Origin of the sequence: Enterobacter sp. JBIWA005 (assembly GCF_019968805.1) — a bacterium.
GTDB lineage: Bacteria > Pseudomonadota > Gammaproteobacteria > Enterobacterales > Enterobacteriaceae > Enterobacter > Enterobacter vonholyi.
The window spans coordinates 2,673,328-2,686,267 of sequence record NZ_CP074159.1 but is presented as its reverse complement, the minus strand read 5'-3'; the positions used below and the strand labels follow the sequence as shown (position 1 = coordinate 2,686,267).

At 57.8% G+C, this 12,940-nt stretch carries 8 protein-coding genes and 1 pseudogene; 8 read left to right on the top strand and 1 reads right to left on the bottom strand.

Annotation, left to right across the window (positions count from 1 at the left end; all coding sequences use genetic code 11):
• Positions 1-15: 15 nt before the first annotated feature.
• Entirely contained in the window at positions 16-2,304 is a 2,289-nt protein-coding gene (locus tag KGP22_RS12680; protein ID WP_223579273.1) for an FdhF/YdeP family oxidoreductase, read from the bottom strand.
• 1,001 nt (positions 2,305-3,305) lie between these two features.
• Between KGP22_RS12680 and KGP22_RS12675 the strand changes: the two genes are divergently transcribed.
• The 8 genes and pseudogenes from KGP22_RS12675 to tssB all read left to right on the top strand — a co-directional run bounded on the left by KGP22_RS12675 (position 3,306) and on the right by tssB (position 12,940).
• Complete coding sequence (locus KGP22_RS12675; RefSeq protein WP_223579271.1) at positions 3,306-3,800, top strand: SH3 domain-containing protein; 495 nt, start codon at positions 3,306-3,308, stop codon at positions 3,798-3,800.
• Positions 3,801-3,823: 23 nt separating this feature from the next.
• Positions 3,824-4,327 (top strand): type VI secretion system lipoprotein TssJ, encoded by a 504-nt coding sequence (gene tssJ, locus KGP22_RS12670; RefSeq protein WP_047652274.1) that lies wholly within the window; start codon positions 3,824-3,826, stop codon positions 4,325-4,327.
• Positions 4,328-4,355: 28 nt separating this feature from the next.
• Positions 4,356-5,699, top strand: a complete 1,344-nt coding sequence (gene tssK / locus KGP22_RS12665; RefSeq protein ID WP_133294655.1) for a type VI secretion system baseplate subunit TssK — start codon at positions 4,356-4,358, stop codon at positions 5,697-5,699.
• Between the two features lie 17 nt (positions 5,700-5,716).
• Entirely contained in the window at positions 5,717-6,955 is a 1,239-nt protein-coding gene (locus KGP22_RS12660; RefSeq protein WP_223579268.1) for a DotU family type VI secretion system protein, read from the top strand.
• Between the two features lie 3 nt (positions 6,956-6,958).
• The gene (gene tssM, locus KGP22_RS12655; protein ID WP_223579265.1) at positions 6,959-10,579 is read left to right on the top strand and encodes a type VI secretion system membrane subunit TssM; all 3,621 of its coding nucleotides are present in this window, start codon (positions 6,959-6,961) and stop codon (positions 10,577-10,579) included.
• 16 nt (positions 10,580-10,595) lie between these two features.
• A pseudogene (tagF, locus tag KGP22_RS12650) lies at positions 10,596-11,312 on the top strand (type VI secretion system-associated protein TagF).
• 11 nt (positions 11,313-11,323) lie between these two features.
• Positions 11,324-12,340 (top strand): type VI secretion system protein TssA, encoded by a 1,017-nt coding sequence (tssA, locus tag KGP22_RS12645; RefSeq protein WP_223579263.1) that lies wholly within the window; start codon positions 11,324-11,326, stop codon positions 12,338-12,340.
• Positions 12,341-12,415: 75 nt separating this feature from the next.
• On the top strand, positions 12,416-12,940 hold the full coding sequence (gene tssB, locus KGP22_RS12640; protein ID WP_008502644.1) for a type VI secretion system contractile sheath small subunit: 525 nt from the start codon (positions 12,416-12,418) through the stop codon (positions 12,938-12,940).

Sequence of the window (12,940 nt, the reverse complement as noted above, 5' to 3'; positions counted from 1 at the left end):
TCTGCGCGAACAGCCTTACAGCATGCGGATCTCTTTAGAGCGCAGGGTGATGCGAACCGGAACGGATTTATACGACGGCGTACCGCTGTCCTTATCCAGATAATCCAGCGGTACCAGCACGTTGGCCTCCGGATAATAGGCGCCGACGGTCCCCGGCGCGATGTTGTACGCCACCACGGTAATGTCTTTTAGACGCTGAACGCTGCCGGGGAGGGCGGTTTCGATATCCACGCGGTCGCCGTGTTCCAGCCCTGACTGCGCCATGTCGTCCTCGTTCATGAACAACACGTCGCGGCGGCCAAATACGCCACGGTAACGGTCGTCAAGGGCGTAAATGGTGGTGTTGTACTGGTCGTGGCTGCGCAGCGTGATTAGCCGCATAACATGCTCACCTTCGCCGCTGGCGTTCTCGTGAACACCGTCGAACACCGAGAACATCGCTTTTCCCGTCGCCGTTGGCCAGATGCGTTGCGTGGGCGGCAGCGGCATACGGAAGCCACCGGGAACGCGGATCCGCGCATTGTAGTTCTCAAAGCCCGGGATGGTCTGCTCGATCAGATCGCGGATGCGGTCGTAATCCTCAATCAGCATCAGCCAGTCCACGCGGGTTTCCGGCAGTGTGGCTTTCGCCATGCCGGCGACGATAGCCGGTTCCGAACGGAGTAACGGTGAGGCGGGTTTCAGCTTGCCGGATGAGGCATGGACCATCGACATCGAGTCTTCGACGGTAATGGACTGACGACCGGTAGCCTGAACATCCAGCTCGGTACGGCCAAGACACGGGAAAATAAAGGTCTCTTTGCCCACCAGCAGATGGGTGCGGTTCAGCTTGGTGCCGACGTGCACGCTCAAATCCAGGTTACCCATCGCCGGAAAACCACGTTCGTGATCGGGCATCGCCACCGCAAAATTACCCCCGAGGCAGATGAGCGCCTTCGCGCGGCCGTCGATCATGGCCTGCGTGGCCTGCACCGCATCGTGTCCATGGTGAGACGGCGGCTCAAAGCCGAAAACGTCCTTCAGACGGTTCAGGAAGGCCGGCGTGGGTTTCTCGCTAATCCCGACGGTTCGGTTCCCCTGAACGTTTGAATGACCGCGCAGGGGGCATATTCCCGCACCGGGCTTGCCAATATTCCCGCGCAGCAGCAGCAGGTCCGCAATCAGGCGGACGTTCGCCGTGCCTTTATTGTGCTGGGTAATGCCCATCCCGTAGGTGATAATGGTGGCATTCGATTTCGCATAGGCCTCGGCTACCGTTTTGAGGGCCGCCTGACTGAGACCTGACTCCTGCTCGATTTCGTCCCAGCGGGTCTGTGCGATATCGACGGTGAAATCTTCAATGCCCTGGGTATGTTCGGCGATAAACGCGCGATCGAGCACGTCGCCGCGTTCGGCCTCCATTTCAAGCAGGTGTTTAGCTATGCCTTTCAGCGCGGCGGCATCGCCCCCGGCCTTCACCTGGAAGTAGGTTGAGGCAATATCCGTAGAGCCGTAAGTTGCCATTTCAATCACGCTTTGCGGATCGGCAAAACGTTCGAGGGCGCGCTCGCGCAGCGGGTTAAAGACGATAATCGGCACGTTGCGGCGGGCCAGCTCATGGAGGGTGCCCATCATTCGCGGATGGTTCGTGCCGGGGTTGTGACCGATGGAGATAACCAGCTCGGTCTTGTCGAAATCATCCAGCGAGACGGTGCCTTTCCCGATGCCAATCGAACGCGGCAAGCCGACGCTGGTGGCCTCGTGACACATATTAGAGCAGTCGGGGAAGTTGTTGGTGCCGTATTCGCGAGCGAACAGCTGGAACAGATACGCCGCTTCATTAGAGGCCCGCCCGGAGGTATAGAATTCAACCTGGTCCGGTTCAAGCCCGCGCAGCACTTCGCCGATGCGTTCAAACGCCTCGTCCCAGGCGACGGGCCGGAAGGTATCGCTTGCCCGGTCATAGCGCAGGGGATGCGTGAGTCGACCGTAACCTTCCAGCTCAAAGTCCGATTTTGCCAGCAGCGAGGAGACGCTGTTTTCGGCCAGAAACGCGGGGGTAACGCGTTTGCTGGTGGCTTCCCAGGTCACCGCTTTGGCGCCGTTCTCGCAGAACTGGAAGGTCGATTTGTGTTCTTTATCCGGCCACGCGCAGCCCGGGCAGTCAAAGCCGTCAGGCTGGTTGGTGCGCAGCAGCGTCGCGGGGGCATCAAGGGTATCCATTTGGGTACGTACTGCAATGGCCGTCGCTTTCAATGCGCCCCAGCCGCCGGCAGGGCCGTCATAGTGTCTGATACCCGGCACCGAGCGTCTTTTCTTGTTCATACCCACTCCTGATTTGTTCGGTCACACAACGTCTGAACCCCTAAAAGCGCTGCAAAGAACGATAGGCGAAAGCAATGACGACCGGATGGCGACGCGCGTGCGGTACGAAAAGATGCTTTAACTAAAATTCTTTTCATTACAGTTGTTTATAGGGTCTGATGTTGAAACATTTAAAGAAATTATAACGATTTTTTATCATTTTAATAATAAATCTTATCTATCGCACGGTAAGCAATATAGATGGGGCGAGCAGGAGAAGATGTAGCACCAATAAAGTTTCGAATGAAGCCTTTGAGCGGTGACAATAAAAAACATTCACAGCTGGCGGGCTATCGCGAGCATTTTCGGCTGCGATAAGGTCAGGAAGGTTAACTCAGGCTTAATGATTAATGGATAAAATTTAGGCCTGACGGGATAATTGCCATAACGAGAAATATAAAGTTATTTTTAGGCGTGAAATTAACGCCCTGCAACATAAGTGAAATAGTCACATTCAAGTTTTAGAGTCCGATCGATATTAAAGATACTCTGTTAGTGCAACAAATAATTCATCGTTGATATATTCTGCTGACCTCATCAATACGCAAATTCTACTAATTATGGTAGTGGCGATAATAGCAGTATTGCGTTAATGAAAGTATTTCTCTTTTATGTTTTTGGTATATAAAACATTAAGTTGCAGTGTATTTTGGTAGGAAAATAAGAGAGTTTGGGCCATACCGAGTTTTTTCATAGGATTAATCCTATAATTTTCCGACTGCTTCATTTAGCAACAGTTACGCAACGGTAAATATTGAATTGAGGCAAAGCTCATGTAAACTTGCTTACCGTTTGTCAAAATATGTCAGGAAGACGCTGGGCCTTATTCTGAAGGGCTCGTGCGGTAGCTATGCCCTTAAAATAGTAACGCCCCGAAAATATCCTGGCTATTTTAACAATAGCACTTAAGTCAAACTTCACCCCCTTATCTTCATCATCGAAATATCGCTACGGAAAAGCATATGAAAATGCGCGTACTGTTTTCACTTCTGTTTGTAATGGCGGTGGCGGGCTGTAAAGCGCCGCAGAAACCTGTGATCAACGACGATACGATCGAGACCAGTCAGGTCAACGGCGTCACCTTAACCCACCGTCACGCTGTTACCCCGCCGGCGGAGTTCACGCCGGTCAATGAGCCGTATCGTGCTATGTATCCGGCCTCTCTGATGAGCCGCCCTGACTTCGGCGGTAAAGTTATCCGCACTCTTGATCCCGGAAAAACGTACGTGGTGCTGGGTCAGGTTGAACACTACTGGATGGCGCTTGCCGATGAAGGTAACGAGCAGCTGATTGGTTACGTCCCGATGCGCGCCGTGATCAAGGCCGACCTGTACGACGCCGCCGTGCGTAAACAGGCTATTCGTCCGAAGACGCGTAAAAAAGCGACCTGTGTCGATGTCGATGGCAACAGCAAAGCCTGCAAAGACAGCGCTAACGGTACCTGGATCCTGAACTAAACGGCTTTCATGAGCGCATTTTTATGAATAATAAAAATTTTCATAAGCTGTGGTTATTCTTTTACGCGGTGATTTTCGCCCTGGTCAGTGGTTGTACGTCGTCTTCACACAGCGACCCCTCCCGCTACAATCTGCAGTTTCAGGCTCATCCACAAATCAATGAATCTGCGCCGCTTAAGGTTCGGGTGCTGTTGCTGAAATCCGATGCGGATTTCATGTCCAGCGACTTTTACTCCCTGCAGAACAACGCGTCAGCCACGCTTGGCGCGAATCTGCTGAACAGCGACGTGTTTTTCCTGATGCCGGGACAGCTGTCCAAAACCCTCAGCGGGCAAAGCTCTCCGGAGGCCCGCTACATAGGCGTGATGGCGGAGTATCAAGTGCTGGATGGCAAAAAATGGCGCGTTTCACTTCCTCTGCCCGTGCCTGGCGAAAATCATATCTACCAGTTCTGGAAATGGTCCGCAGATGAACTCCAGGCCAATGTTTTTCTCGACGTGAACGGCATTCGGGTCATCAGCCAGTAACGCGCTTCAAAACAGGAAATACATCATCATGACGAAAGCAGAAAAGGTCGTCTGGACCGAAGGCATGTTCCTGCGTCCACACCATTTTCAGCGGACTGAAAGCTATCTGCTCAACCATGTTCGTGAATGGGGCGCGCTGCAGCGATCGTATCTCTGGGGCTTTCTTGACGTTGAACTGGATGAAGCGATGCTTCGTCAGGGATGCATAGCCCTGAGCTACTGCAGTGGGTTGCTGCCGGACGGAACCTTTTTCCAGGTCCGTAACGGGCGCAACGGCCCTGTACCGCTGAAAATTCCTGACAATCTCACTAACGAAAAGGTGGTGCTCGCGCTGCCGGTTCGTCGTGGCGAGAGAGAAGAGGTGATTTTCAGCGAAGAGCCTGCCTCGCTGGCGCGCTTTATCGCTTTCGAGCAAGAGGTGGAAGACGACAACGCCATGTCGGTGGGAGATGCCACCGTTCAGTTTGGCCGCCTGCGTCTGACCCTGATGCTGGAAAAAGACCTCACGGCAGAATGGACCGCCATCGGCGTGGCGTTTGTGACGGAGAAACGTAACGACAACCACGTGCGGCTCGACAACAGCTACATCCCGCCGATGCTCAATGCCAACAACAGCCCGCAGATCTACAGCATGATCAACGATCTGCACGGCTTGCTGGTACAGCGCAGCCAGCAAATTGGCGGTCGTTTGCGCCAGCCCGGTCGCTTTAATACCTCTGAACTGATTGAGTTCACGCTGCTGTCGCTGGTTAACCGTCATCTGGGCGAGGTGTCTCATTTAAAAACCCTCCCGCTGCTGCATCCGGAAACGCTCTGGCGCAGCTGGCTGCCGTTTGCGACCGAACTTGCCACCTGGACGTCGCAGCGGACCGCCGAAAGCGTGCTGCCGATTTACGATCATGACGATCTGGCAAACTGCTTCAGCAAGCTCATGCTGATGCTGCGTCAGGGGCTGTCGCTGGTGATGGAAGACCACGCGATTCAGATCCCGCTTAACGAACGCTCTCACGGCCTGAACATCGCCACGGTGCCTGAAACCAGCATGGTGCGTGAGTTCGGCTTCGTGCTGGCGGTAAAAGCCAACGTGCCGGGCGAACACCTGCAAACCCATTTCCCGGCGCAGATGAAGGTCGCACCGGTGTCGAAAATCCGCGATCTGGTTCAGCTTCAGCTGCCGGGCATTATGCTGCGGGCCATGCCGGTCGCGCCGCCGCAAATCCCGTGGCATGCCGGCTACAGCTACTTCGAGCTCGAGAAGGGCAGCGAGCTGTGGCACGAGATGGATAAGTCCGGCGCATTCGCCCTGCACCTTGCAGGGGAGTTCCCGGGGCTGGATATGGAGTTTTGGGCCATCCGTAGCCCGACAGAATAATAAAGCGAGCGCTTAATATGCAGGAACGACAGGACACCGGCAGCGATGCCGCGTTTACCGGGGCCAGTAGCAACAATCAGCTGGTGGCGGCCGCCAATCCGCTGCTCAATGCGATTCCGCAGATCCGTCATTCGGTCTCCCATGACGATCAGGTGGCGTTACGCCAGCGCCTGATCGATGAAATTCGCCGTTTTGAAGTCCGCTGCCAGCAGGCAGGGCTGCCCTACGAAGTGATCGTCGGGGCACGTTACTGCCTGTGTACGGCGCTCGACGAGGCCGCCGCGCTCACCCCCTGGGGCAGCAGCGGCGTCTGGTCCAGCAACGGTCTGCTGGTGACGTTCCATAACGAAACATGGGGTGGCGAGAAGTTCTTCCAGCTGCTGGCGCGCCTGTCGCAGAACCCGCGCGAGCACATTCTGCTGCTGGAGATGATCAACTACTGCCTGCTGCTGGGCTTCGAGGGACGCTATCGGGTTCTGGATAATGGCCGCACCCAGCTTGAGACCATCAAGCAGCGGCTGTGGCAGATGATCCGCGGCGTGCGCGGCAGCTATCCGCCGCCGCTTTCTCCCCATCCGGAAGATCGTCCCGTGCTGCGTAAGCTCTGGCGGCCGATGGTTCCCCTGTGGGCCTGCGTGGCGCTGGCCGGGTTTATCGCCTGTCTCTTCTATATCGTGCTTAACTGGCGTCTTGGCGACAGCACCAACCCGGTGCTGGCGAAGATTTACCAGTCCCAGCTGCCGGAAACCACTATTCAGCAACCGGCCCGTCAGCTACCGGCGGTGCTTAACCTTCGCGGCTTCCTGAAACCGGAGATCGAGGCTGGCCTCGTCGCGGTGAAAGACGAAGCGGATCGCAGCGTCGTTATCCTGAAAGGCGACGGGCTGTTTGCCTCTGCCTCGACCGTCGTGCGTGAGCGCTATGAACCGGTCATCAACCGCATTGCGCAGGCGATGAATAACGTCAGCGGCAAAATTCTGGTGGTGGGCTACAGCGACAACGTGCCGATCCGCAGCGCGCGCTTTGCCTCCAACTATGAACTCTCTCTGGAACGCGCCCGCTCGGTACAAAAAATGCTGCAGGGAAGCCTCTCTCAGCCTGGCCGCGTGAAAGCGGAAGGGCGGGGAGAGATTAACCCGGTAGCGCCGAACACGACGCCTGAAAACCGCGCCCGTAACCGCCGTGTGGAAATTACTCTGCTGGTGTCGCCTGAAAACACTCAGGCCGAGCTGAACGGATTGCCGCAAGGAAACTAAGGAATGCTGACTACACTTCTTTCCATTTTGACCAACCGCATTCTGTGGAGCTTCCTCGGCGTAACGGCGCTTGCGGCGGTGATCTGGATGATTGGTCCTCTGTTGTCCATCGTGGACACCCGACCGCTTGAATCTGAACAGAACCGTATTATCAGCATTGCCGTGGTCTATCTGCTCTGGGCGCAGGGCCACATTCTGCCGCGCCTGTACAATGCCTGGCTGAACCGCAAGCTGATGGACAAGCTCAAGGAGAATACCGCCAGCCCGGAAGCCGCGGATCCGCAGAAGCGGCTGAACAGCGAGGAGCAGATCCTCGCCAGCCGTTTTGATGAAGCCGCGCAGATGCTTAAAAAAGCGCACTTCAGCAAAGCGGGTCACGGCGCCCAGTGGACGCAGCGCTTCAGCACGCAATATCTCTATCAGCTGCCGTGGTACGTCATTATCGGCGCGCCGGGATCCGGTAAAACCACGGCGCTGGTCAACTCCGGGCTGCAGTTCCCGCTGGCCGATCGCTTCGGTAAGACCGCGCTGCGGGGCATTGGCGGTACGCGTAACTGCGACTGGTGGTTTACCAATGAAGCGGTGCTGCTGGACACGGCGGGCCGCTATACCACTCAGGAGAGCGAGCAGGTGCAGGACGCCGGTGAGTGGCTGCAGTTCATGGGGTTACTGCGTAAGTATCGCCGCCGCCAGCCGATTAACGGCGTCATCGTCACGATCAGCATTTCGGACCTGCTGACCCAGTCTGCCGAGGCGTCCCGCCAGCAGGCGGTGAACCTGCGCCAGCGCCTGTCCGAGCTGCATGAACAGTTGGGTATCCGTTTCCCGGTGTACGTGATGGTGACCAAGGCCGACCTGCTTAAAGGCTTCCGCGCCTGGTTTGCCGACTACGATAAAGCGCAGCGCGACCAGATCTGGGGCTTTACGCTGCCGTGGGAGCAAACCAAACACGCCGATTACGACCTGATGGGCAACTTCCAGCAGGAGTTTTCGCTGCTGCAGCAGCGCCTCGATGCCGGGCTGCCGGAAACCATGCTGAAAGAGCATGACGCGAAAACCCGCGCAGAAGCGTATCTCTTCCCGCAGGAGTTCGCTGCGCTGCGTCCGCTGCTTGCGGACTACCTGAGCACGGTATTCGCCCGCTCCAACTTTGAAACCGAGTTCTCTCCGCGCGGGATCTACTTCGCCAGCGGGACGCAGGAAGGCATGCCGTTCGACCGCGTGATGGGCGAACTGAACCGCGCGTTGTCGCTGCCGGAAGGGGGAGAGGCGGATAACTGGGATTCGGTCAGCAAAGAAGCGCCTATCCCGGGGGCAAAAGGCCAGAGTTTCTTCATTAAGAACCTGCTGCAAAACGTCATCTTCCAGGAAGCCGGGATCGCAGGCGAAAACCGCTGGTGGGAGCTGCGCAACCGGGCGGTGATCTGGTCCGGCTACGCGGCGCTGCTGGCCCTGCTGGTGATCCTGGGCGGTCTGTGGCTGACCAGCTATGCCAAAAACAAGGCCTATCTGGAAGAGGTGGATGCGAAGGTGCCGCTGCTGGACCAGCAGAGCAAAGTATTGCAGAACCAGACCCAGCGTGACCTGTTCGATCTGCTGCCGCTGCTGAATAGCCTGGTGGATCTGCCGAAAAGCGACGCGTTTGATGTGAACGATCCGCCCGTATCCCGCCGTATGGGACTCTATCGCGGGGATGACGTCAGCGACGCCTCGCAGTCGCTGTACCAGAAAGCACTGGATCAGATGCTGCTGCCTGCCGTTGCCATGCACATCACCACCTGGCTTCGTAACGACAACGGCAGCGATGTGGAATACAGCTATGAAGCGCTGAAAGCCTATCAGATGCTCTATCAGCCAAAGCACTACGACGGTAAATTCCTGCATTCGTGGGTGATGCTCAACCTGCAGCGGAATCTGCCGCAGAACGTCACGAAGGCGCAGCTGCAGCAGCTTGAATGGCACCTGACGCAGCTGCTGGAGCCGAAAATTCAGGCCTCGCCGTACGCGCAGGACGAATCGCTGGTTGCCCGCGAAAGGGCGATGATCGGCCAGCAGCCGCTCTCCACGCGGGTGTACGGTCGCCTAAAGCGCCTGCTGGAGCATGATGAAAACCTGAAGCCGGTCTCCCTTTCCGACCTGGGCGGGCCGCAGAGCGAGCTGGTATTTTCCCGTAAAAGCGGCAAGCCGGTCAGCGAAGTCGTACCGGGGCTCTATACGCCGGACGGCTATTGGAAAAGCTTTAACGGCCAGATTGACAGCGTAACCACCGCTCTGCACGAGGACGACGCCTGGGTGCTGGGGGCCGCGACGGCGCAGGAGGATAAACAGCAGATCGACAACGCCGTGCGCCAGCTCTACATGCGCGACTTTATCGCGAACTGGGATCGCTTCCTCGCCGACATTCAGCTGAACAACAGCGCCGATCTTTCCCAGCGCATCAACACCGCGCGCCTGCTCTCCGGCGCCAACTCGCCGCTGCGCCGTCTGGTGCAGAACCTGAGCCAGGTCCTGACGCTCTCCCGCGATACGCCAGCGCCGGAAGATGCGGGCAAAGCGCAGGCGCAAAGCAACCGCGCCACCCGCACGCTGGAAGCGCTGTTCAGTAATAATGACAATGCGCCGACGCAGGCCGCCGCGGTTACCCATGCGCCGGAGCAGCTGGTGACCGACCATTACGCGCCGATGGTTGAGCTGGCCCAGCCGCTGGAGAAGGGCGGGAAGACCATCGTGTTTGACGATTTTCTCAAGCAGGTGGATGAGCTGTATCGCTACCTGACCGCCGTTCAGGATGCGGCCAACAGCGGCATGCCGGCGCCGGGCGGGGAGGCGATCAGCCGCCTGCAGGCCAGCGCCGGTCGTCTGCCGGGCGGGCTGCAAACCATGTTCAGCAACATGGCTGTGGGCGCCAGCAGCGATACCCAGCGTCGTGACCTGGAAAACGTACGGAAGCGGATTAACGTTGAAGTGGGCGGGTTCTGTCGCCAGGCAATTGCCGGTCGCTACCCGCTGGTGCGCAGCGCCAGCACCGAGGTAACCCCTGACGATCTCGCGCGCATGTTTGCGCCGGGGACCGGGCTGATGGATACCTTCTTTCGCGATAACCTGACCAGCAAAGTGGACACCACCCAGGCAAACTGGCGCTTTATGCCGGGCATCGACGGTAAAACGCTGCCGGGCAGTGAAGGGTTGCTGAGACCGTTCCAGCAGGCCCAGTCGATTCGCGACGCCTTCTTTGCTAACGGCGCAACCACGCCGTCCTTTAAGGTGACGGTTCGCACCGTGCGAATGGATAACTCCATTCTGAACCTGACGCTGGACGTTGACGGCCAGCTGCTGCGCTACAGCCACGGCCCGCAGGCCGTGCAGATCATGAACTGGCCGGGGCCGGGCGGCACCAACCAGGTGCGCATGCAGCTGGGGCTGACGAACGGCAGCACGGCGACGCTGGTGACCAACGGTTCCTGGGCGCTGAACCGCTTCTTTGATAAAGCGAGCACCAGCCCGGGGGCGGGTAGCCTGAGCCGTCAGGCCACCTTCAACGTCGACGGACATCAGGTCACGCTGGAGTTTGCGCCAAACAGCATTCGTAACCCGTTCCAGCTTCCCCGTTTCTCATGCCCATAACCGCAAGGACAGCCGTATGACGAATACCCCTGCGATGAACCGCTACAGCTGGTATGGCAAGTTACCCAGCGCCGGAGATTTTTTGCAGCGTCGCTTTCCTGACACTTTACAGCGCCAGTGGTCACACTGGTTCCAGGTCGGTCTGCTGGCCTGGCAGCAGGAAGAGCAGCGCAGCGGCGAGCGCCAGTTTCAAAAAGCGCCAGTCTGGAATTTTGTGGTACCGCCCATGCTGGGCAGCCAGATGATCCAGATGGGCTGTCTGCTGCCCGGCCGCGACAGCGTTGGCCGACAGTATCCTGTTTGCCTTCAGCTGAGCTTCGCGCCGTCCGAATGGTCGACCAGCCTGCTCAGCCAGGCCGAAAGCTGGTATCAGCAGATTGGGCGCCTGGGGCTGCACGCGGTGCGCAACAGTTTTTCCGCCTCGCAGCTCGACGAAATGCTGATGACCATTCCGGCGCCGCAGCCGGTCGAGCCGCAAAAGCGTTCCGACATACTTGATGTGATTGGCTATGACGAGGACGGCCAGAGCACGCTGGGCTGGCCTCAGGCGGCTGAATGTTTTGATCCTCTGCGTCAGACCAGCTACTGGTGGACCAACCGCTGCGACGGCTACCCGCTGTACACCCACGTGCACAGCGGTAACTTTACCGGGTAGCTTTTCACCCTGCTGTTCGACCCGGCAGGGGGCGCTCGTCCGGGCCGTCACGGTCTCTATCCGCCTATGTTTGAATAAGCAGGGATCTCATGAATATCGAAGAATTTCTCGCGCCAATAAGTCCCGAAAAACCCTGTGGCGAAAACCTGGAGTACGACGCCGAATTCCAGAGCATGAATCAGGCAAGTCTTGGGAAAGCGGAACAGCAGTTTGGCGACACCATTATTCCGGCAGAACCAGCTGACTGGAACACGGTGGAAAAATACGCCATCAGCCTGCTGACCCGCACCAAAGATCTTCGCGTCCTGCTGGCGTTAACCCATGCCTGGACCCGCCGTCGCGGGCTGGCGGGCTACGCGGACGGATTGCTGCTGGTGCAGGAGGCGATCGCCCGTTACTGGGAGACGCTCTATCCGCTGCTGGAAGAGTATGGCGAAACCGACCCCTTCTACCGCATTAACGCCCTGGCAGGGCTGAGCGATAAGTCCGACCTCACCATCGCCGTGCGTAACGCCTCGCTGCTGCGTTCAAACGGCGATGAAATTTCGCTCCGGGATGCTCAGGCCCTGCTGGACGGCAGTAAAACCGAATGCCCGGACTATCCCGGCGGGCGTCCACGGCTGATTGACGAGCTGGCCCGCGGCGATCAGCCGGGAACCGCCGCGGTTATCGTCATTAACGAACGTCTGCTGGCGATTCGCGAGCTGCTCACCGGGCATCTCGGTGAAAGCGGCGTGCCCGAGATGGAGCAGCTGCTTAAAACCGTCGGACTGGTAGCAAGCGCGTGTCAGGTAACCGACATCAGCAAGCTGCTGCCGAACCGTGAGGCGCATGCAGAACCACAGGCAGAGCAGCCGTCGTCGGCAGCGCAGCCCGCTCAGCCGGTCACCGACTGGCGCAGCGTGCAGGTCACCAGCCGCGCCGACGCGCAGCTGATGCTGGAAAAAGCAAAACAGTATTTTGCGCAGTACGAACCGAGCCACCCCGCACCGCTGATGATTGAACGGGTGCAGCGGCTGTCAGAACTCAACTTTATGGACATTATTCGCGACCTGGCGCCAGACGGCGTTAACCAACTTGAAAACATCTTTGGGCGCCGCGAATAACGCGTCCAGGCATTATGACGACAGGCATGGAGCCTGCCGTTTCACCTTCACCGCGCATCTTTGATGGAGAACATCATGGCAATGAGTAACAGTGGGCAGAAATTCATCGCACGTAACCGTGCCCCCCGCGTGCAGATCGAGTACGACGTAGAGATCTACGGTGCAGAACGTAAGATTCAGCTGCCGTTTGTGATGGGCGTCATGGCCGATCTGGTCGGCAAACCGGTTGAAAACCTGCCGGCCGTCGACGAGCGTAAATTCCTCGAAATCGACATCGACAACTTTGACGAACGCATGAAGGCGCTTAAGCCGCGCGTGGCGTTCCAGGTGGATAACACCCTGACCGGCGAAGGTAAGCTCAACGTAGACCTGACCTTCGACAGCATGGACGACTTCCTGCCGGATGCGGTGGCCCGCAAGGTTGAGCCGCTGAACAAGCTGCTGGAAGCGCGTACCCAGCTTTCCAACCTGCTGACCTATATGGACGGTAAAAACGGTGCGGAAGAGCTGATCGCAAAAATTCTGCAGGATCCGACGCTGCTCAAATCCCTGAGCCAGTTGCCGAAAAATGACGAAAGTGCGAAAGGTAGCGAGGAATAA